Genomic DNA, 21,133 nt, shown 5'->3' with positions numbered 1-21,133 from the left:
GGGGGGACGGACATGGGGGAGTCGGGGATCGGCGCGGAGCTGCCGGGGGTGCACCTGCGCTGGCTGGCGCTCGACGAGCAGACGCTGGACGCCGAGCGGCTGCTGCCGCTGCTGAGCGACGAGGAGCGCGAGCGCTACGCCGGCACGGTCGCCGCGTCGGCGGCCGAGCGCTTCGTCTTCGGGCGGGTGCTCCTGCGGATGCTCGCGGCCGAGCTCACGGGGACCCGCGCGTCGGAGGTCCGGGTCGTCGCCTGCTGCCCGCGCTGCGGGGGCGCTCACGGGCGGCCGCGGCTGGAGGGACGCGGGATCGCGCTCGAGCTGCTGTCGGTGAGCATCGCGCACTGCGCGGGCGCCGTCGTGGTCGCGGCGAGCAGCGCCGGTGCGGTCGGCATCGATGTGGAGCCGACGCTGGGCACGCCCGAGCGCGGGGAGCGGATCACGCGCATCGCCGGGGCGCCCTTCGCCACGGGCGGGATGCGCCCCGCCGACCCCGTCCTGCACTGGACCCGGATCGAGGCCGCACTGAAGGCGGACGGCCGCGGGCTCGAGCTCGACCCGCGCCGGGTGCACGTGCACGAGTCGCATCACGCGGCGGAGGCGCGGATCGACGGCGTCCGCTTCCGGCTGGCCGAGCCGCAGCTGGACCCCGCGCTGCGGGTCAGCGTCGCCCTCGGGCCGATGGGGGACGCGGGCGCCGGGCCCATCATCGGCTGGCGGCGCGAGCACGGCGACGCGCTCGCGGACTCGCTGGTGTCAGCGCCGGGACGGTAGCGGCGGCAGCTCCTCGTCGAGGAGCCAGGCGTCGAGCAGGTCGTCGACGCCCTCGCCGAGGACTTCCGTGCAGAGCTCGCGGAACTCCTCGTCGGTGACGGCGGCGGAGGCGTAGCGGGACGTCCACTCCCGCAGCAGCCGGAGGAAGGGCTCGTCGCCGACGGTGAGCCGCAGCGCGTGCAGGGTGAGCGCGCCGCGCTTGTAGACGCGGTCGTCGAAGAGTGCGACCGGCCCCGGATCGGCGAGCACGAGATCCTGCGCCGCAGCCCGCAGCACCGCGTGGTGGCGGCGGGCGCAGGCGTCGGCGGTGGCGCGGCCCGACTCCTCCGACCACAGCCACTCCGCGTAGCAGGCGAACCCCTCGTTGAGCCAGATGTGGCGCCACCGGGCGATGCCCACGCTGTTGCCGAACCACTGGTGCGCGAGCTCGTGCGCGATGAGGCGCTCCGAGCCGCCGCGGCCGTCGGCGTGGTTGGCGCCGAACACCGCCATCGCCTGCGCCTCGAGCGGGATCTCCAGCTCGTCCGCCGTGACGACGACGCAGTAGCGGGCGAAGGGGTAGGGCCCGAACAGCCGCGTGAACAGGGCGAGCATGCGCTCGAGCGGAGCGAAGTCGTGCGCGACCCGAGCGGCCAGGGCGGCGGGGCGGGCGAGGGTCACCGCGACGCCGGCGAGCACGCGCTCCTCGATCGCGTAGCGGCCGATCTGCACCGAGGCGAGGTACGCGGCGCTGGGCTCGCGCTGCTCGTAGAGCCAGGTGCGGCGGCCGGAGCGGGCGCTCGAGTCGATGAGCACCCCGTTCGCGAGCACGGCGTAGCCCTCCTCGGCGGTGACGCGCAGGCGGTAGGGAGCCTTCTCGGCGACGTCGTCGTTGCAGGGGAACCAGGTGGAGGAGCCGGAGGGCTGCGAGGCGACGAGCACCCCGTCCTCCAGCTCCTCCCAGCCGAGCTCGCCCCAGTGGCTGGCGCGGGGGGCGGGGTGGCCGCTGTACTCGATCTCGACGTCGACGCTCTCGCCGGCGGCCAGCGGCTCGGCGGGGGACACCCGCAGCTTGTGCGGCGCCTGCTCGTGGCGGGCGCGGCGTCCGTCGATCCGGACGCGGGCCACGCGGAGCCGGGAGAGGTCGAGGGAGAACCGCCGGAGCGGCTGCAGCGCGACGATCCGCAGCACGGCCCGGCCGGCCAGGCGGTTCGAGGCGACGCGGTAGTCGAGGTCGAGGTCGTAGGACTCGACGCGGTAGCCGGTGTTCCCGATGCCGGGGACGTAGGGGTCGCCGGCGGTCTCGAGCCCGGTCAGCGCGGGGCTCACGCGACGGGCGCGTGGTAGTCGGCGACGCGCACCTCGCGCCACGGGCCGATCGGGTTGCCGCTCCAGCGGCTGCCCGCGGGCACGAGCTCCCCCCGCATGACGAGCGAGGCCGGGCCGACCGTGCCGTGCTCGGCGATCCGCGCGGCGGGGAGGATCACGCTGTGCGGGCCCAGGGTGGCGCCGGCGTCGAGGCTCACGAGATCCATGCTCATGATTCGATCATGGAACAGGTGCGTCTGCACGACGCAGCCCCGGTTCACGGTCGCTCCGTCGCCGAGCGAGATCAGATCGGCCTCGGGGAGCCAGTAGCTCTCGCACCAGACGCCGCGTCCGATCCGGGCGCCGAGGCTCCGCAGCCACCAGACCAGCGCCGGAGTGCCCGCGGCGGCGTGGGCGAACCAGGGCGCGGCGACCATCTCGGTGAAGGCGTCGGCCAGCTCGCTCCGCCAGACGAACGAGGACCACAGCGGCTGCTCGCTCGGCTCGACCCGCTGGATCAGGATCCACTTCGCGGCGGTGGAGACGGCCGCGGCGACCGCTCCGGCGGCCAGCAGCACGACGCCTCCCACGAGCGCGGCGAGCACCGCCCCGAGCGTCTGGATCAGCGCGAGCAGTCCGGCTACCACGCCGAGGCCGATCGCGACCGAGACGACCACCGGGACGAAGCGGCCGAGCTCCCACGCGATGCGGGCCGCGCGGAGTCGGCGGGCGGGGCGGAAGGTGCGCGCCGACTCCGCCTCGACGACGGTGCGCCGCAGCCGCACGGGCGGTGAGCCGAGCCACGACGAGCCCGCCTTCGACTTCCGGGGCGCGGAGGAGAGGACGGCGACGAGTCCGCCGGCGGGCACGGTGTGACCGGGAGCGGCCATGCCGGAGTTGCCGAGGAACGCGCGCTCGCCGATCTCCGCGCGGGCGAGCCGCATCCAGCCGCCGCCGAGCGCGTAGGAGGCGACGAGCGTGTCGTCGGCGAGGAACGCGCCGTCGCGGATGGTCGTCATCGCGGGCAGGAGCAGCACTGTCGAGGCCTCGACGTCGCGTCCGACCTTCGCGCCGAGGAGCCGCAGCCAGACCGGGGTGAACAGGCCCGAGTAGAGCGGGAAGAGCAGGACCCGCGCGGAGTCGAGCAGCCGCTCCGTCGACCAGACCTGCCAGCCGGTCCGACCGCGCACGGGGTGGGTGCCGGGCTCGACGCCCCGCCCGAGCAGGCGCACCAGGACGACGACGAGAGCGGCGAGGACGACTCCGGAGACTGCGACGGCGGGCACGAGGGCGGCGAGAGCGGGCCCGAGCGCGGCGCCGAGGCCGGCCGAGCCGCGCACGGCGGCGGCCACGACGGCGAGCCCGGCCGCGAGGGCGAGGACCGGGACCGCCGCGAGGCCGACCGCGGACGCTCCGTACGCCCAGACCCAGCCCGGGCGGCGCGCCGGGCGCTCCGAGGGGAACCCGGCGTTCGCCCTGCCGAGCCGCTGGGCGGGGGATCCTCCCCAGCGCTGCCCGGCCGGCACCCGCCCGAAGACGGCCGATCCCGGCTCGATCTGCGCGTGCTTGCCGATCCGGGCGCCGGGGAGGAGCGTGCTGCGCGCGCCCACCGTGCTGCCGGCGCCGACCCGGACGGCACCGACGCGCAGGACGTCGCCGTCGATCCAGTAGCCGGAGAGGTCGACCTCGGGCTCGATCGCGGCGCCGCGCCCGAGCGTGAGCATCCCGGTCAGCGGAGGGAGGGAGTGCAGGTCGACGTCGTCGGCGATGCGGGCGCCGAGCGCGCGGGCGTAATAGGCGACCCAGGGCGCGCCCGCGAGGCTCACGGCCTTGAGCTGGAACGCGATCTGCTCGGCCAGCCAGAGCCGGAGGTGCACGCTCCCGCCGCGCGGGTGGTCTCCGGCTCGGATCCCGCGCAGCAGGGTGCGCGCGGCGAGGACGGTGAGCCCCATCCGCCCGAACGGCGTGAGGAAGAGCGCGAACGCGGGGATCAGCGCGGCGAGCGGAGCGGTGGGCAGCCAGCCGAACCCCGGCACCAGGTCGAGCACCGCGGTGACGGTGAGGATCGCAGTGACCCAGCGGGCGCTGCCGAGCACGAGCAGCGGTGCGCCGAGGAGGGTCTGCAGCACGCGCATCCTGAGGGGGACCGGCGCGATGCGGTGAGCGGACACCTCCGCAGTGCCGGTCGAGCGGCTCTGGATCTCGGCGGCCATCGCCGCGAGACGCGGGTGGGCGTAGACGTCGGCGACCGTGAACTCGGGGTCGCGCTCGCGGATCCGCGCGACCAGCTGGGCGGCGGCGAGGGAGCCGCCGCCGAGGTCGAAGAAGTTCGCCCGCTCGTCGACCGGCACGCCGAGCACGTCGCGCCAGAGGGCGGCGAGCCACGCCTCCTCGGGGTCGAGGGAGGCGTCCTCGGTCGTGCCCACGGCGAGCGGCCAGGGGAGTGCGGCGCGGTCGACCTTGCCGGAGACGCGGGTCGGCAGCTCCTCGACCACGGCCAGCAGCGGCACGAGGGATGCGGGCAGCGCCTCACGCAGGCGGGCGAGCGCCGCGTCGCGGTCGAGCTCCCGGCCGCCGGCGAGGGCCAGGTAGCCGACGAGGACCTGGTTGCCGGCCGCCGTGGTGCGGACCGCGGCCGCCGCCCCCGAGACTCCGGGGAGCGCCTGCAGCGCCGCCTCGACCTCGCCGAGCTCGATCCGCCGACCGCCGAGCTTCACCTGGTCGTCCGCGCGCCCCTGGAAGATCAGGCCGGCGCTCTCGAAGCGCACCAGGTCGCCGGAGCGGTAGGCCCGCTCCCAGCCCAGGAGCGGTGCCGGCGCGTACTTCTCGGCGTCCTTGACCGGGTCGAGGTAGCGCGCGAGCCCGACCCCGCCGATGACCAGCTCGCCGACCTCGCCCTCGCCGACCCGCTGCCCGTCCGCGTCCACGACGGCGAGCCGCCAGCCGTCCAGCGGCAGCCCGATGCGCACCGGGGGAGGCCCGCCGAGGGGCGCGGCGCAGGCGACGACGGTGGCCTCGGTCGGCCCGTAGGTGTTCCAGACCTCGCGGCCCTCGACGGCCAGGCGCTCGCCGAGCTCCGGCGGGCACGCCTCGCCACCGAAGATCAGCAGGCGGACGTTCTCGAGCGACTCCGCGGGCCAGAGCGCCGCGAGGGTCGGCACGGTCGAGACCACGGTGATGCCGTGCGTGGTCAGCCAGGGGCCGAGGTCCATGCCGCTGCGGACCAGCGAGCGGGGAGCGGGGACGAGGCAGGCGCCGTGCCGCCAGGCGAGCCACATCTCCTCGCAGGACGCGTCGAACGCGACCGAGAGACCGGCCAGCACCCGGTCCCCGGGGCCGAGCGGCTCCGCCTGGAGGAACAGGCGCGCCTCGGCGTCGACGAAGGCGGCGGCGGAGCGGTGGCTGACCGCCACTCCCTTGGGGGTTCCGGTGGAGCCGGAGGTGAAGATGATCCAGGCGTCGTCCTCGAGCGAGGGCGGCTGCAGCAGCGGGATCGACGCCGTGCTCGGGTGCGGCGCGCTCGCGGTGAACAGGCGCGCGGCCGGCTCGTCGGCGCCGGTGCGCTCGAAGCGGCCGGAGCCGGTGATCACGCCGCGGACGGCGGCCTCGCCGAAGACGAGGCGCGCCCGCTCCTCGGGGTCGTCCGCGTCCACCGGGACGTACGCGGCTCCCGCGGCGAGGACGGCCAGGATCGCGAGGTAGATCTCGCGGGAGCCGCTGGGCATGCGGATCCCGACGCGGTCGCCGCGTCGGACCCCTGCGGTGGTGAGCTCGCCGGCGAGCTGCACCGTGCGGGCCAGCAGCTCCCGGTAGCTGAGCGCTCCGGCCGGGTCCTCCAGCGCGGAGGCGTCCGGGTGGCGCTCCGCGGTGTCGCGGAGGACGTCGACCAGCGTGCGGGGAGGCGGGGTGGCCGCTCCGGCGTCGAGCACGTCCTGGGGGCCGGCCGTCTCGGTCACGTCTCGTCTCCGTCCCGGCCGCGCGATCGGGAGCGCGGCGGCCGGGGCGACACCGTAGGGAGGCGGGGTGACGCGGAGGTGAACAGGCGGGGTCGGCCCGCCCGGCTCAGTGCGCCATCGGGAGCGGCGCGTCCGACTCCGCCGGGCGGCGGACGAAGAACGCGGCCACGATCGCGACCGTCGCGATCGACGCGCCCCACAGGAACGCGGAGTGGATGCCGCCGGCGTAGGAGGCGACCTCGTCGGCTCCGCCCTGCGCGAGCTCCGCCGACCGGATCGAGAGGACGGTGACGAACAGCGCCGTGCCCGCCGCGCCACCCAGCTGCTGCACGGTGCCGATGATCGCGCTGCCGTGCGAGTAGAGCGAGGGGCGCACCGAGCCGAGGCCGGCGGTGAACAGCGGCGTGAAGACGAAGGCGAGGCCCAGGCTGAGGGTGACGTGCAGCGAGAGGACGAACCAGGGCGACGAGTCCGCCGCGAGCAGGGTGTACCCCCACAGTGCACCGGCGACGACGATCGAGCCGGGCACGAGCAGTACGCGCGGGCCGAAGCGGTCGTAGCCGCGGCCGACGAACGGCGCGAGCAGGCCCATCAGCAGGCCGCCGGGGAGCAGGAGCAGCCCGGTCTCCAGCGGAGTCAGGCCCAGCACGTTCTGCGTGTAGAGGGGCAGCAGGATCAGCGTGCCGAAGAGCGCCGACATGCTGACCGCCATCATCGCGATGACGATGGTGAAGTTCGCGGAGGAGAAGGTCCGGAGGTCCAGCAGGGCCCGGTCGGTGCGCTGCAGCAGGAGCTGGCGCGCGATGAAGCCCGCGAGGCCGAGGCCCGCGACGACGAACGGGATCCACGGCGCGACGACCGCGGCTCCGCCCTCGCCGAGGCTCGACAGGCCGTAGACGAGGCCGCCGAAGCCGAAGACCGAGAGGACGACCGAGAGCGAGTCGATCGGGATGGAGCGGGGCTCGGTGACGTTCTCGACCTTGCGCAGGCCCAGGAGCAGCGCGCCGATCGCGATCGGCAGCACGATCCAGAACATCCAGCGCCAGCCGAGGAAGTTGAGGATGAAGCCCGAGATCGTCGGTCCGACGGCCGGAGCCACCGAGATGACGATCGAGATGTTGCCCATCATCCGGCCGCGGATCGCCGGGGGCACCAGCGTCATCACGGTCGTCATCAGCAGCGGCATCATGATGGCCGTGCCGCCGGCCTGCACCACGCGGGCCGCCAGGAGGACCGCGAAGGTCGGGGCGAGCGCGGCGGTGAGCGTGCCGAGGCTGAAGAGGATCATCGCGGCGGCGAAGAGCGTGCGGGTGTGCAGCCGCTGGATCAGGTAGCCCGTGATCGGGATGACGACGGCCATCGTGAGCATGAAGGCGGTCGAGAGCCACTGGCCCACGTGCGCCTCGACGTCGAAGTCGCGCATGAGGTCGGGCAGCGCCACGCTCATGATCGTCTCGTTGAGGATCACGACGAACGCTGACACCAGCAGGAGGCTGATGACCAGGCGGCTGCGCGGCTCGAGGGTCGTGGCGGCGGCGGGTGCGGCGGGCCGCGCGGCGGGAAGGGTGCTGCGCTCGGTCACAGGTGTTCTCCGGTCGTGAGGGGATCGGTGTGAGGGGCGCATCGACGGCTCGACTCGCGGGCGCGGATGCGGGGTACGGAGGGAGAACAGCGGCGGACGCCCCGGACATTCCCGATCGACGGGGATCCGCTGCGAGAGGTCTCAGGTGAGGACCGCGGAGAGCGCGGAGGACGCGGCCTCGGCCTCCTCGAGCGTGGCGCCCTCGCCGAAGCTGAACCGCACGGCGGTCCGGGCGACGTCGGAATCGAGGCCGAGGGCCAGCAGCGCGGGCGAGGGCTCGTCGCGCCCGGCGGCGCACGCCGAGCCGCTCGAGACGACGACGCCGCGCTCCTCGAGCTCGAGGAGCGTCGACTCGCCGCTGCGCCCGGGGACGGCGTACGCGGCGATCGAGGGGAGCCGGTGCGCCGCGGATCCCAGCGGCACGGCCCGGGGCGCCAGGGCCGCGACCCGCTCGGCGAACGCGTCGCGGACCGCTCCGACCCGCGCCGCGCGGTCCGGATCGAGCAGGCGCACCGCGGTGCCGAGCGCGACCGCGAAGGCCACGTTCTCGGTGCCCGAGCGCCGCTCCCGCTCCTGGCCGCCGCCGTGCAGCAGGGGCTCGAACGGGAGCCGGCTGCGCAGCAGCAGCGCCCCCACGCCCTTCGGCGCCCCGAGCTTGTGCCCCGAGACCGAGACCGCGTCGGCGCCCCAGCCCGCGACGTCCAGCCAGCCGGCGGCCTGGACGGCGTCCACGTGCAGCGGCACGCCCCGCGATCGGCAGAGCGCCGCTATCGCCGGAACGTCCTGCACCGTCCCGATCTCGTTGCTCGCCGCGAGCACCGAGACCAGTGCGGTGTCCGGCCGGACCAGCGCGGCGAGCGCGTCGAGGTCGAGCAGGCCGGTCGCGTCGACGGGGGCCGTCGACACCTCGAAGCCGTGCAGGCGCCGGAGGTGGTCGGCCGACTCGACGGTCGCCTCGTGCTCGAGCGCCGAGATCACCAGGTGCCGTCCGCGCGGCGATCCCAGCGCGAGGCCCTTGACCGCCGTGTTGATCGACTCCGTGCCGCCGGAGGTGAAGAGCGTCTCGGAGGAGCGGCCGCCGAGGAAGCGGGCCACGTGAGCGCGCGCCGCCTCCAGCGCGCGCGCCGCGGCGTCGCCGAGCGAGTGGCTGCTCGACGGATTGCCGTACTCGGCGGTGAGGAAGGGCCACATGGCCTCCAGCACCTCGCGGCGCACGGGCGAGGTCGCGGCGTGGTCGAGGTAGATCACTCGACCGCGATGTCCAGGCCGAGGTCGAGCGAGCGGACGCTGTGGGTGAGCGCGCCGACGGAGATCACGTCGACCCCCGCCTCCGCGATCGCGCGCACGGTCGAGAGGTCGACGCCGCCGCTCGCCTCGACCACGGCCCGCCCGCCGATGAGGGCGACGCCCTGGCGGAGCAGCTCGGGGGTGAAGTTGTCGAGCATGATCGTGTCCGCGCCTCCCGCCAGCGCGGGCTCGATCTGGTCGAGCCGGTCGACCTCGACCTCGAGGTGCGCCGTGTGCGGGATCGAGGCGCGCGCCGCCCGCAGGGCCGCGGTCAGGTCGATCCCGCGCGCGGCGAGCACCGCGAGGTGGTTGTCCTTCGCCAGCACCGCGTCCGAGAGCGAGAAGCGGTGGTTGCGGCCGCCGCCGCTGCGGACGGCGTGCCTCTCGAGCGCGCGCAGGCCCGGCGTGGTCTTGCGGGTGTCGACGATGCGGGCGCGCGTCCCCTCCACCGCGGCGACGTACTGCGCCGTCAGGGTGGCGATGCCGCTCATCCGCTGCACGAGGTTGAGCGCGACCCGCTCGCCGCGGAGCACGCCGCCCGCGGGGCCCTCGATCCGGGCGAGGGTCTGCCCGGCCTCGAAGACCGCGCCGTCCTCCACGAGCACCGAGCAGCGGATCCGGGAGTCGACCTGCCGCATCGTGCCGACGAGGACGGCGCCGCCGCTGAGGACGCCGGGCTCGCGGGCCACGAGGGCGGCGCTCGCGGTGGCGTCCGCGGGGAGGAGGGTGTCGGAGGTCAGGTCGCCCCAGGGCGCGTCCTCCTCGAGGGCGAGGGTGACGACGCGGTCGATGCTCTGGCGGGTCAGCACGGAAGGGCCGCCTCTCTGGTGGGGGCGGCGGCGCTCGCCGTCGCGGGGTCGGGGGAGTCGATGCGGTGGTGGGCGCCGACGGAGTGCGTGCGCGCGAGCGCGGCGTCGATGAGAGCGAGGGCGCAGGTCAGCAGGTTCGCGTCCTCGAGCGTCCTCAGTCCGAGCGGAGCGGGCGAGGCGGAGGCGACGAGCGTGCCGCGCGCCGCTGTGAGCCCCGCCGCGTCCCGGGAGAGGCCGGCTCCCGCCCACATCGCGTCCTGGAGAGCGGTGCGGTCGAGCGTCATCGGGACGACGGCGCGGGGAGGGGCGACCGGGCCGCCGCTCCAGGAGAGGGAGTCGAGGGCGAGCGCCGCGCGGCGCGCGAACACGACGCCCTCGAGCAGGCTGTTGGAGGCGAGGCGGTTCGCGCCGTGGACGCCGGTGCGGGCGACCTCGCCGACCGCGAGCAGCCCGGGGAGGCTGGTGCGCCCGTCCAGGTCGGTCGCGATCCCGCCCATCCAGTAGTGCGCGGCCGGAGTCACGGGCAGCAGGTCGTCGGCGAGCGAGAGCCCGTTCTCGCGGCAGGCCGCCGAGATCGTCGGGAACCTCTTCGCCAGCACCTCGGAGTCGATCGCCCGGGCGTCCAGGTGCACGGGCAGTCCGCCCTGCAGCCGCATCCGCTCCGCGATCGCGCGCGCCACGACGTCGCGCGGCGCCAGCTCGGCCTCGGGGTGCACCCCGACCAGGAACCGCTCGCCCGCGGCGTCGCGCAGCACCGCGCCCTCGCCGCGCACCGCCTCCGAGACGAGGAAACCGCCCGGCAGCGCGAGCGTGGTCGGGTGGAACTGGTAGAACTCCAGGTCCGCCGTCTCCGCTCCCGCCCGCAGGGCGGCGGCGAGCCCGTCCCCGGTCGCGACGGACGGATTGGTGGTGTGCCGGTAGAGCTGCCCGGCGCCTCCGGTGGCCAGCACGACCGCGTCGGCCGTCAGGCGCTCGAGCACGCCGTCGTGCAGGACGTCGGCGCCCGTGACCGAGCCGCCCTCCCGCACGAGGTCGACCAGGGCGGCGTGCTCGCGCACCTCGACGGACGAGGCCCGCACCGCCGCCACGAGCGCGGCCTCGATCGCGGCGCCCGTCGCGTCGCCGCCGGCGTGCAGGATCCGCGGACGCGAGTGGGCGCCCTCGAGTCCCCGCGCCAGCTCGCCGCCCTCGCGGTCGAAGCCGACGCCCCACTCCTGCAGCACCGCGACCGCCTCCGGCCCCTCGGCGCAGAGCACCTCGACCGCCGAGCGCACGGCGAGGCCCGCACCGGCGGTGAGCGTGTCCTCCACGTGCAGCGCCACGGAGTCGCCCGGCGCCGTGACCGCGGCGATCCCGCCCTGCGCGGCGCGCGTCGACGACTCCGCCAGCGTGCCCTTGGTGACGAGCAGCACCTCGTGGCGGCGCTGCGCCGTCAGCGCGGCGACCAGCCCGGCGATGCCGCTGCCGACGACGACGACCCGCGCCATGTCAGACCGCCGCCGGCCCGGCGGGCGGAACGGCCGCGAGCATCCGCTCGAGGGCGATGCGCGCCTCGGCCTGCACCGACTCCGCGACCTCGATCCGGTTGAGCACCGTCCCCGCGACCAGTCCCTCGAGCACCCAGGCGAGGTAGCCGGGGTGGATGCGGTACATGGTCGAGCAGGGGCAGACCACGTCGTCGAGGCAGAAGATCGTGTGCTGCGGGTACTGGACGGCGAGGCGCTGCACCAGGTTGATCTCGGTGCCGATCGCGAAGGTCGATCCCGCGGGTGCGGCCTGGATCGCCTTCACGATGTAGTCGGTCGAGCCGTACTCGTCGGCCGCGTCGACGACCGCCATCGGGCACTCCGGGTGCACGATCACGCGCACGCCCGGGTGCTCGGCGCGCGCCTTCGCGATCTGGGCCGTCGTGAAGCGCTTGTGCACCGAGCAGAAGCCGTGCCAGAGGATCACCTGTGCGTCCAGGAGCGTCGCAGTGTCGGAGCCGCCCTGCGGCTTGCGCGGGTTCCACATCGGCATCCGCTCCAGCGGCACGCCCATCGCCTTGGCGGTGTTGCGGCCGAGGTGCTGGTCGGGGAAGAACAGCACCCGCTGCCCGCGCGCGAACGCGTCCTCGAGAACGGTCGCCGCGTTCGAGGAGGTGCAGACCACGCCTCCGTTGCGGCCGCAGAACGCCTTCAGCGCGGCCGAGGAGTTCATGTACGTGACCGGGACGAGCGGCACGCGGCCGTCGGCGTCCGGCTCGGTGCCATAGAGCTCGGTGAGCTCGGCCCAGGCGTCCTCGACGGAGTCGATGTCGGCCATGTCCGCCATCGAGCAGCCGGCCGCCAGGTTCGGGAGGATCACGGCCTGCTCCGGTCCGGAGAGGATGTCGGCCGTCTCCGCCATGAAGTGCACGCCGCAGAAGACGATGGCCTCGGCGTCGGGCCGGCTCGTCGCCGCCTTCGCCAGCTGGAACGAGTCGCCCACGTAGTCGGCGTACTGCACCACCTCGTCCCGCTGGTAGAAGTGCCCGAGCACGACGACCCGCTCGCCGAGCGTCTCCTTCGCCGCGAGGATGCGGTGGTGCAGCTCGTCGGCGCTCGCCGTCGTGTACTCCTCCGGCAGACGTCCCTGGACCGGGGCGTCGGCCGGGATCGGGTCGGCCTGGGAGGCGCCGGGCCCGTAGGCGGGCAGGCCGAGGTCGAACGACCAGGGGGCCTCCGCGAGCTCGGGCGCGCAGGTGGCGCCGGGCGCGGAGCCGCCCTCGATGAGCCGGATGGTGCTGTCGACGGATGTCACGGTGTTCTCCTCGTGAGGCGGGTGGGGGAGTCGGGCGGCGCGCTCAGACGGGCAGCGGGCCGTTGTCGGCGAGCGCCGCCGACTCGTCGTAGCGGTAGAGGCGCGGGGGACGGTGGCGGGTGCCCGTCAGGCGCTCCCCGGTGGGCACCACGGTGCCGGAGCTCTCGATCGTCCGGCGGAAGTTGGCCGGGTCGAGGGGCTTCTGCAGGACGGCCTCGTGGACCTCCCGCAGCTGGGACAGGGTGAAGGCGCCGCCGAGGAAGGCCTGCGCGATGCGGGAGTACTCCATCTTGTTGCGCAGGCGCCAGAGGGCGTAGTCGACGATCAGTCCGTGGTCGAAGGCGAGCTCGAGCGGCAGATCGGTGCAGAGCCAGGCGACGTTCTCTCCCACGATGGCCTCGTCGGCCTCGGCGGAGCGCACGAGCGCCCAGTAGACGATCGACACGACGCGGTCCTCGCCGGGGGAGCGGTCGGTGCCGCCGACGGCGTAGAGCTGCTCGAGGTAGCGCGGAGCCAGGCCCGTGGTCTCGCGGAGAGTGCGGCGGGCCGACTCGGCGAGATCCTCGTCCGGATGCAGCGGTCCGCCGGGCAGTGCCCAGAGTCCCTCGAACGGCTCGCGGATGCGCCGGACGACGGGGATCCAGACGGTGCTCGCTCCGGTCTCCGGGTGCGGCCGCAGGGCGAAGATCACCGTCGACACGGCGAGCTGCACGTCCGGCATCCGATGCCCCCTACTAAGAGTCGCACCGACTGTAAGTGCTGGGATCACCTTAGTGTCACCAACACCTGAACACCTAGCGGGAGAAGCGACACGCCGCTAAGGGCCCGCCCCGCCCGCTAGGCTGACCGCACAACCGAATACCGGGCCGCAATACGCGACGCGGGAGAGCCGACTCCGGTCGGCACCGAAGGAGCAAGCCTCCCCGCCAATCTCTCAGGTCTTGTACCGCGTCGAACTGGCCACTCTGGAAAGCGATCCGCTCGGATCCGCCCATGGTGAAAGCGCTCGACCCCTCGGGGCGGCGCGAATCTCTCAGGCTCCACGACAGAGGGGGAGTTCCCACGGCACTGCTGTGCTCTGCCGCGAACGCGGCGCGAGTCCAGCACTGCGACGAAATGGAGAACTCATGTCCGAGACCCCGACGACCAGCCCCGAAGCCCGCTACTCGCCCCTGCACGAGGTGCACGTCGCCGCCGGCGCGTCCTTCACCGACTTCGCCGGGTGGCAGACGCCGGTCCGCTACTCCGGCGATCTCGCCGAGCACCACGCCGTGCGCACCGCCGCCGGCCTCTTCGACCTCTCGCACATGGCCGAGATCCTCGTCGTCGGCCCCGAGGCGGTCGACGCCCTCGACTACGCGCTGGCGAGCGACATCTCGGCCGTCGCCGCCGGCCGCGCGAAGTACACCCTCCTCCTGGAGCGCACGGGCGGCGTGATCGACGACCTCGTCGTCTACCGAACGGGCGAGGACCGCTTCATGGTCGTCGCGAACGCGGCCAACCGGCACATCGTCGTCGAGACGCTCCGCGACCGCACCGCGATGTTCGAGTGCGAGCTGTTCGACGAGAGCGACGACGTCGCCCTCATCGCGCTGCAGGGCCCGCGCTCGCTCGAGATCCTGCAGAACGTCCAGGGCCTCGCCGTCGAGACCGAGCGGGGAGCGGAGTCGGTGCTCGACACGGACGACGCCGCCCGCCTGCTCGCGGAGCTGCGCTACTACCGCGCCGTGCCCGCGACCTTCGAGGCGCACCCGATCCTGATCGCGCGCACCGGGTACACAGGCGAGGACGGCTTCGAGATCTACGTCTCGCCCGACTCCGCTCCCGCGCTCTGGCAGGCTCTCGCCGAGACCGGCGCCGGAGCGGGCCTCGTCCCCGCCGGCCTCGCCGCCCGCGACACCCTCCGCCTCGAGGCGGGCATGCCGCTCTACGGCCACGAGCTCTCCCGCGACGTCTTCCCCGCACAGGCCGGCCTCGGCCGCGTCGTCGCCTTCGGGAAGCCGATCGACTTCGTCGGCCGCGCGGCCAGCGAGGAGGGTCCCTCCGGAGAAGCTCCTGTGCTCGTCGGGCTCGTCGGCGAGGGCCGCCGCGCCGCCCGCGCCGACTACACCGTCCTCTCCGGCGACGACGAGGTCGGAGTGGTCACCAGCGGCGTCCTCTCGCCGACCCTGGGCGTCCCGATCGCGATGGCCTACGTCGCCCCCGCCTCCGCGCAGCCCGGGACGGCGCTCGCCGTCGACATCCGCGGCACGCGCCTCCCGATGACCGTCACCGAGCTCCCCTTCTACTCGAGAAAGAAGAACTGACATGGCCGTGCCCACCGAGCTGCAGTACACCTCCGACCACGAGTGGATCCGGGTCGACGGAGAGGTCGCGACCGTCGGCATCACCGCCTACGCCGCCGACAAGCTGGGCGACGTCGTCTTCGTCGAGCTCCCCGAGGCGGGAGCCCGCGTCGAGGGCGGCAGCGTCGTCGGCGAGATCGAGTCGACCAAGTCGGTGGGCGAGCTGTTCGCCCCCGTCGACGGCGAGGTCCTCGAGGCCAACACGGCCGTCGTCGACAGCCCCGAGCTCGTCAACTCCGATCCGTTCGGCGAGGGGTGGCTGATCCGGGTCCGCTTCGACGCCCTGCCCGACGGCCTCCTCGACTCCGCCGCCTACACCGAGCTGGTCGGCGAGTAGATGGCGGCCACCAGGACCCCCGGCGCCTTCGAGTCCCGCCACATCGGGACCGACGCCGACGCGCAGCGCACCATGCTCGCGGCTCTCGGCTACGACTCCGTGGAGGAGCTCGTCACCGCCGCCGTCCCCGAGTCGATCCAGGTCCGCGACCTCCCGCGGGTGCTGCCCGCTCCGGCCACCGAGACGGAGGCGCTCGCCGAGCTGCGCGCCCTCGCCGCGAAGAACACGGTGCGTCGGCCGATGATCGGCCTCGGCTACTACGGCACGCACACCCCCGCCGTGATCAAGCGCAACGTGCTCGAGAACCCCAGCTGGTACACGGCCTACACGCCGTACCAGCCCGAGATCTCGCAGGGGCGCCTGGAGGCGCTGATCAACTTCCAGACGATGGTCTCCGACCTCACCGGCCTCGACACGGCCGGCGCGTCGATGCTCGACGAGGGCACCGCCGTCGTCGAGGCGATGCTGCTCGCGCGCCGCGCCTCGAAGGCGCGCACCGACGTCTTCGTCGTCGACTCCGACGCTCTCCCGCAGACCCTCGCGCTGCTGCGCGGCCGCGCGGAGGCCGTCGGCATCCGCATCGTCGAGCTCCCTCTCTCGCGCACCGCCGCGGAGGAGGTGCCGGAGTGCTTCGGCGCCCTCGTGCAGTACCCCGGCGCGTCCGGGCACCTCTGGGACCCGTCGGCGGTGCTCGCCGCGGTGAAGGCCCACGGCGGCCTGGCCGTCGTCGCCGCCGACCTGCTCGCGCTGACCCTGGTGCGCTCGCCGGGCGAGCTCGGCGCGGACGTCGCGGTCGGCACCACGCAGCGCTTCGGCGTCCCGCTGGGCTTCGGAGGACCGCACGCCGGCTACCTCGCCGTCCGCAAGGGACTCGAGCGCCAGCTGCCCGGCCGCCTCGTCGGCGTCAGCCAGGACGCGGACGGCCACCCCGCCTACCGCCTGTCCCTCCAGGCCCGCGAGCAGCACATCCGCCGCGAGAAGGCGACCTCGAACATCTGCACCGCGCAGGTCCTCCTGGCCGTCATGGCGGCGATGTACGCGGTCTACCACGGGCCGGACGGGCTCGCCGCGATCGCCGAGCGCGTGCACGGCCGGGCCGCGCTCCTCGCGCGCCTCCTCCTCGACCGGGGCCACTCCCTCCGGCACGCCGACTTCTTCGACACCGTCTCGGTCGTCGTGCCCGGCGGTGCGGAGGCGGCGGTCGCCCGCGCCCGCGAGGCCGGCTTCGACGTGCGCCTGGTCGACGCCGACACGGTCTCGGTGTCGATCGACGAGACGGTCACCGACCTCGAGGTGATCGCCGTCGCGTCCGCCGTCGGGCAGCTGGACTCGTCGTTCGGCTTCCTCGGCGGCTCCGCGCGGAGCATCCCCGCCGAGCTCGACCGCCGCACGCCCTTCCTCGTGCACCCGGTCTTCAGCAGCCACCACAGCGAGACCTCGATGATGCGCTACCTCAAGCGCCTCGCCGACTCGGACTACGCGCTGGACCGCGGCATGATCCCGCTCGGCTCCTGCACCATGAAGCTCAACGCCGCCACCGAGATGGAGGCGGTCAGCTGGCCCGAGTTCGCGGACCTGCACCCGTTCGCCCCCGAGGCGGACGTGCAGGGCTCGCTGGCGCTGATCGACCAGCTGGAGGGGTGGCTCGCCCACCTCACCGGCTACGACTCCGTGTCGCTCCAGCCCAACGCCGGCTCGCAGGGCGAGCTCGCGGGCCTGCTGGCGATCCGCGGCTGGCACCGGTCGAACGGCGACGAGGACCGCACGGTCTGCCTGATCCCCTCGAGCGCCCACGGCACCAACGCCGCGAGCGCGGTCCTCGCCGGCATGCGCGTCGTCGTCGTGGCCTGCGACGAGCTCGGCAACGTCGACCTGGACGACCTCCGGGCGAAGATCGCCGAGCACGCGGGCTCCCTCGCCGCGCTGATGATCACCTACCCGTCGACCCACGGCGTCTACGAGCACGAGGTCGCCGAGATCTGCCGCCTCGTCCACGAGGCCGGCGGACAGGTGTACGTGGACGGCGCGAACCTCAACGCGCTTCTGGGCTTCGCCCGCTTCGGAGACTTCGGCGGCGACGTCTCGCACCTCAACCTGCACAAGACGTTCTGCATCCCGCACGGCGGAGGCGGTCCCGGCGTCGGTCCCGTCGCCGCGAAGGCGCACCTCGCGCCGTTCCTGCCCGGTCACCCGCTCGCGCAGCGGCTCGAGCACGGCGTGGGCACGCAGGGCGAGCGGATCGTCCACGGCGGCGCACCGGTGTCGGCAGCGCCCTACGGCAGCCCCGGCATCCTGCCGATCTCGTGGGCGTACGCCCGGATGATGGGCGAGGAGGGCCTGCGGGCCGCGACCGGGGCGGCCGTCCTCTCGGCCAACTACGTCGCCGCGCGCCTCCGCGAGCACTACCCGGTGCTCTACACGGGGGACAACGGGCTCGTCGCCCACGAGTGCATCCTCGACATCCGTCCGCTGACGGCGGCGACCGGAGTGACCGTGGACGACGTCGCCAAGCGCCTCGTCGACTACGGCTTCCACGCCCCGACCATGAGCTTCCCCGTCGCCGGGACCCTGATGGTCGAGCCGACGGAGAGCGAGGACCTCGCCGAGATCGACCGCTTCATCGACGCGATGATCGGGATCCGGGCGGAGGCCGACCGCGTCGGCGCGGGGGAGTGGCCGGTGGACGACAACCCGCTGCGCGGCGCCCCGCACACCGCCGAGTGCCTGACGGCCGAGGAGTGGACGCACCCCTACAGCCGCGAGCAGGCCGTCTACCCGGTCCGCTCGCTGGTGCGCGGCAAGTACTGGCCGCCGGTCCGCCGGATCGACCAGGCCTACGGCGACCGCAACCTCGTCTGCGCCTGCCCGCCCATCGAGGCCTTCGCCTGATCCGCCCGCACGCGCTCGTCCGCAACCGAGGGTGAGAGAGCAGGAACGGAGCCTCGAGCCCGTCCTGTCATCTCCCACCCTCGGCTGCGGATACCGGCGGTCCCGCACAGGCGCGGAGTGGGGCGCAGTCCTCCCGATCCGGGGGGAACGGCGCACGGCGACTCCGATGCACGAGGGAGCCCGACCGTGTGGAACGCGTGGTGGAGGTGCCGGCAGGGCTCGACGGAGTCGCGACGAGCGAGCAGCTCCACCGTGCGGGCGTCACGCCGCGGCAGTGGAGAGCCGCGGCGCGGTCCTGCGGCTCCTCGGATGCGATCGGTCCGACGTCACGTCCGCGGAGCCGGCGGCGCGAACAGCTCGGGCCAGAGGGCGACGGCCAGCGGGTACCCGACGAACGAGACGATGTCGATGATCGAGTGGGCGATCACCAGGGGCAGGGTGCGGCCGAAGCGCTGGTAGAACAGTCCGAACACCAGGCCCATGACCACGTTCCCGATGAAGGGCCCGATGCCCTGGTACAGGTGGTAGCTGCCCCGGAGCAGCGCACTGGTCACCAGGATCCGCCACCGCCCCCAGCCCAGATCGCCCAGGCGGGCGAAGAGGTACCCGATCACGACGACCTCCTCCTGCACTCCCGCCCGGATCGCGGAGAGCACGAGCACCGGCACCGTCCACCAGTACGCGTCCAGCGGCGAGGCCACCACCGCCACGGTGATGCCCAGCGCGCGTCCGACGGCGTACAGCGCGATGCCCGGCGCGCCGATCGCCACCGCGAGGACGGTCCCGGTCCTCAGGTCCGCGAACGGCCGGCGCAGGTCGAGCCCCAGGCGCCCGAGCGGACGGCCCGAGCTCTGCCAGAGCAGGAACGCGCAGAGGGCCACCGGCACCAGGTCGAAGAAGAGCGCGAGCAGCTGGTAGACGAGGTCGAAGCCCGGGCGGTCGCTGAGGGCGCCGTTGATCGTCGCGGTCTGGTCGGCCAGTGCGGTCGAGCGGGTGAGCCGGTTGGCGATGGAGACCACCGAGTAGACCGCGGAGGCGCCCAGCGAGAGCCCGAGGACCAGCAGGATCTCGATGCGGATCCGGCGCCGTCCGGGCGCGGATCCTGACAGGTCGGTGGACACTCCGTGCGTCTCCTCTGAAGTCGATGTGTTGCGCGACGGCCGCCCGGTACGCACGTTTCATGCAGAACAGCGCAAGGATTCCACCTCCCGGTTACCGCTGTGTAACGGTTGCCACATGCTTTTGTGCAGATAGCGGGCGAATACATAGTCTCGTTGAAGGCATCCGCGCGACGGCCACCAGTCTCGTGCGCCGCCGCCGTCGCCACGCGCACGGCACTCCACGCGTCAGGGAAACCACTTCTCGCGCGCCCCCACATCACTGGAGGAATAGTGAACATCAGACGTTACGGATTCGGGGCTCTGGCGCTCGTCGCCGCGAGCACGCTGGTCCTGGCCGGCTGCAGCAGCTCGAACGACTCGGGCGGAGGTGCATCGGGAGGCGACGCCGCCGCGATCATCTCCACCAACGGCTCCGAGCCGCAGAACCCGCTGATCCCGACGAACACCAACGAGGTGGGCGGCGGCAAGATCCTCGACGAGATCTTCGCGGGCCTGGTCTACTACGACGCCAAGGGCGCCCCCGAGAACGACGTCGCCGAGTCCATCGAGTCGGACGACGCGCAGAACTACACGATCAAGATCAAGTCGGGCCTGACCTTCACGAACGGCGACCCGGTCACCTCCAGCTCGTTCATCGACGCCTGGAACTACGGCGCCAAGCTGTCGAACAACCAGCTCAGCGCGTCGTTCTTCTCGAACTTCGAGGGCTTCAGCGACACCGAGGACAGCGAGCTCACCGGCCTCAAGGCCGTGGACGACACCACCTTCACCGTCGCGCTCAAGTCCCCGCAGTCGGACTTCCCGATCAGCCTCGGCTACTCGGCGTACTACCCGCTGCCCGCCGCCGCGTTCGACGACATGGCCGCCTTCGGTGAGAACCCGATCGGCAACGGCCCGTACAAGCTCGACGGCGACGACGCGTGGCAGCACGACGTCCAGATCGAGCTCGTCAAGAACGACGAGTACACCGGCCCCCGCGAGGCCCAGAACGGCGGCCTGAAGATCGTCTTCTACGCCACCCAGGACGCCTCCTACGCCGACCTCCTCGGCGGCAACGTCGACGTGATCGACCAGATCCCGGACTCCGCCTTCGGCACCTTCGAGAGCGACCTCGGCGACCGCGCCGTGAACCAGCCCTCGGCCGTGTTCCAGTCCTTCACCATCCCGGGCCGTCTCCCGCACTTCGACGGCGAGGAGGGCCAGCTCCGCCGCCAGGCGATCTCGATGTCCTTCGACCGCAAGGAGATCACCGACGTGATCTTCGAGGGCACCCGCACCCCGGCCTCCGACTTCACCTCCCCGGTGATCGACGGCTACAGCGACGCCCTCTCCGGCGCCGACGTGCTCGAGTACAACCCCGACGAGGCCAAGGCGCTGTGGGCTCAGGCCGACGCGATCAGCCCCTGGGACGGCACCTTCAAGATCGCCTACAACGCCGACGGCGGCCACCAGGGCTGGGTCGACGCGGTGACCAACTCGATCAAGAACACGCTGGGCATCGACGCCGAGGGCGACGCGTACCCGACCTTCGCCGAGGCGCGCACCAAGATCGTCGACCGCTCGATCGAGACCGCGTTCCGGACCGGATGGCAGGCCGACTACCCGAGCCTCTACAACTTCCTCGGACCGCTCTACGTGACCGGCGCCTCGTCCAACGACGGCGACTACTCGAACCCCGAGTTCGACACCCTGCTCCAGCAGGGCCTGTCGGACGCCGACGCCGACGCTGCGAACAAGACGTTCCAGCAGGCCCAGGAGATCCTCCTGAAGGACCTCCCGTCGCTGCCCCTGTGGTACGCGAACGTGACCGGCGGCTACGGCGAGGGCGTGTCGAACGTCGAGTTCGGCTGGAACTCGGTGCCGCTCTACTACGAGATCACCAAGAACTAAGCTCGAACCACTGGGGCGCTTCGCCCGTGCCGTCGGCCACCAGGTCACGGCACGGGCGGAGCGCCCTGTTTCGGTCAC

Annotated in this window: 14 protein-coding genes and 1 riboswitch; of the genes, 5 read left to right on the top strand and 9 right to left on the bottom strand. The window is 73.4% G+C overall.

The genetic code is table 11. The features are described from left to right. The first annotated feature begins 12 nt into the window (after nt 1–12). Nucleotides 13–771, top strand: coding sequence for a 4'-phosphopantetheinyl transferase superfamily protein (locus C5B93_RS00940; protein WP_104291547.1), 759 nt, complete (start codon nt 13–15; stop codon nt 769–771). Here C5B93_RS00940 and C5B93_RS00935 read toward each other — a convergent pair. The 8 genes from C5B93_RS00935 to C5B93_RS00900 all read right to left on the bottom strand — a co-directional run bounded on the left by C5B93_RS00935 (nt 754) and on the right by C5B93_RS00900 (nt 13,194). Further along, a complete protein-coding gene (locus C5B93_RS00935) occupies nt 754–2,079 on the bottom strand; it encodes a M1 family metallopeptidase (RefSeq protein ID WP_258068095.1) in 1,326 nt (441 codons plus the stop codon). The two genes, C5B93_RS00940 and C5B93_RS00935, sit on opposite strands and share 18 nt — an antisense overlap. Next, nucleotides 2,076–6,014 (bottom strand): Pls/PosA family non-ribosomal peptide synthetase, encoded by a 3,939-nt coding sequence (locus C5B93_RS00930; RefSeq protein WP_181068289.1) that lies wholly within the window; start codon nt 6,012–6,014, stop codon nt 2,076–2,078. The genes C5B93_RS00935 and C5B93_RS00930 overlap by 4 nt, the downstream gene beginning before the upstream one ends. Before the next feature lie 106 nt (nt 6,015–6,120). Beyond that, complete coding sequence (locus C5B93_RS00925) at nt 6,121–7,638, bottom strand: DHA2 family efflux MFS transporter permease subunit (protein WP_104291546.1); 1,518 nt, start codon at nt 7,636–7,638, stop codon at nt 6,121–6,123. Between the two features lie 99 nt (nt 7,639–7,737). Beyond that, complete coding sequence (locus C5B93_RS00920; protein ID WP_104291545.1) at nt 7,738–8,844, bottom strand: cysteine desulfurase family protein; 1,107 nt, start codon at nt 8,842–8,844, stop codon at nt 7,738–7,740. After that, nucleotides 8,841–9,692: a carboxylating nicotinate-nucleotide diphosphorylase gene (gene nadC, locus C5B93_RS00915; RefSeq protein WP_104249544.1), complete on the bottom strand. Its 852-nt coding sequence runs from the start codon at nt 9,690–9,692 to the stop codon at nt 8,841–8,843. Before nadC ends, C5B93_RS00920 begins: the two co-directional genes overlap by 4 nt. Continuing rightward, nucleotides 9,686–11,179: an L-aspartate oxidase gene (gene nadB / locus C5B93_RS00910; protein WP_104291544.1), complete on the bottom strand. Its 1,494-nt coding sequence runs from the start codon at nt 11,177–11,179 to the stop codon at nt 9,686–9,688. The genes nadC and nadB overlap by 7 nt, the downstream gene beginning before the upstream one ends. Nucleotide 11,180: 1 nt before the next feature. After that, on the bottom strand, nt 11,181–12,473 hold the full coding sequence (gene nadA / locus C5B93_RS00905; protein WP_104222968.1) for a quinolinate synthase NadA: 1,293 nt from the start codon (nt 12,471–12,473) through the stop codon (nt 11,181–11,183). 43 nt (nt 12,474–12,516) lie between these two features. Then, the gene (locus C5B93_RS00900) at nt 12,517–13,194 is read right to left on the bottom strand and encodes an NUDIX domain-containing protein (RefSeq protein WP_104291543.1); all 678 of its coding nucleotides are present in this window, start codon (nt 13,192–13,194) and stop codon (nt 12,517–12,519) included. Between the two features lie 150 nt (nt 13,195–13,344). After that, nucleotides 13,345–13,432, top strand: a riboswitch (glycine riboswitch). 168 nt (nt 13,433–13,600) lie between these two features. On the opposite strand from C5B93_RS00900, the gene gcvT reads away from it, so the two are divergent. The 3 genes from gcvT to gcvP are packed head-to-tail and all read left to right on the top strand — an operon-like array spanning nt 13,601 to nt 18,044. After that, nucleotides 13,601–14,779, top strand: coding sequence for a glycine cleavage system aminomethyltransferase GcvT (gene gcvT / locus C5B93_RS00895; protein ID WP_104291542.1), 1,179 nt, complete (start codon nt 13,601–13,603; stop codon nt 14,777–14,779). A 1-nt stretch (nt 14,780) separates the two neighbouring features. Further along, entirely contained in the window at nt 14,781–15,155 is a 375-nt protein-coding gene (gene gcvH / locus C5B93_RS00890; RefSeq protein ID WP_104237541.1) for a glycine cleavage system protein GcvH, read from the top strand. Next, nucleotides 15,156–18,044 carry an aminomethyl-transferring glycine dehydrogenase gene (gcvP, locus tag C5B93_RS00885; protein ID WP_104291541.1) on the top strand — a complete coding sequence of 963 codons (2,889 nt, stop codon included), beginning with the start codon at nt 15,156–15,158 and terminating at the stop codon, nt 18,042–18,044. Between the two features lie 326 nt (nt 18,045–18,370). On the opposite strand, the gene C5B93_RS00880 is transcribed toward gcvP, so the two are convergent. After that, the gene (locus C5B93_RS00880) at nt 18,371–19,165 is read right to left on the bottom strand and encodes a CPBP family intramembrane glutamic endopeptidase (protein ID WP_258068093.1); all 795 of its coding nucleotides are present in this window, start codon (nt 19,163–19,165) and stop codon (nt 18,371–18,373) included. 270 nt (nt 19,166–19,435) lie between these two features. Here C5B93_RS00880 and C5B93_RS00875 point away from each other — a divergent pair, with 270 nt between their 5' ends. Then, nucleotides 19,436–21,055 (top strand): ABC transporter substrate-binding protein, encoded by a 1,620-nt coding sequence (locus C5B93_RS00875; RefSeq protein WP_104232745.1) that lies wholly within the window; start codon nt 19,436–19,438, stop codon nt 21,053–21,055. The last annotated feature ends 78 nt before the right edge of the window (nt 21,056–21,133 follow it).

The sequence above is a fragment of the Rathayibacter sp. AY1A2 genome (genome assembly GCF_002930935.1).
Taxonomy (GTDB): domain Bacteria; phylum Actinomycetota; class Actinomycetes; order Actinomycetales; family Microbacteriaceae; genus Rathayibacter.
This window is presented reverse-complemented; position numbering and strand designations above follow the sequence as displayed.

Excerpts from the sequence above, each read along its gene's own strand:
- C5B93_RS00940 (WP_104291547.1), top strand. The coding sequence starts at position 13 with ATGGGGGAGTCGGGGATCGGCGCGGAGCTGCCGGGGGTGCACCTGCGC.
- C5B93_RS00925 (WP_104291546.1), bottom strand. The coding sequence starts at position 7,638 with ATGCGCCCCTCACACCGATCCCCTCACGACCGGAGAACACCTGTGACC.
- nadB (WP_104291544.1), bottom strand. The coding sequence starts at position 11,179 with ATGGCGCGGGTCGTCGTCGTCGGCAGCGGCATCGCCGGGCTGGTCGCC.
- C5B93_RS00900 (WP_104291543.1), bottom strand. The coding sequence starts at position 13,194 with ATGCCGGACGTGCAGCTCGCCGTGTCGACGGTGATCTTCGCCCTGCGG.
- gcvT (WP_104291542.1), top strand. The coding sequence starts at position 13,601 with ATGTCCGAGACCCCGACGACCAGCCCCGAAGCCCGCTACTCGCCCCTG.
- gcvH (WP_104237541.1), top strand. The coding sequence starts at position 14,781 with ATGGCCGTGCCCACCGAGCTGCAGTACACCTCCGACCACGAGTGGATC.
- gcvP (WP_104291541.1), top strand. The coding sequence starts at position 15,156 with ATGGCGGCCACCAGGACCCCCGGCGCCTTCGAGTCCCGCCACATCGGG.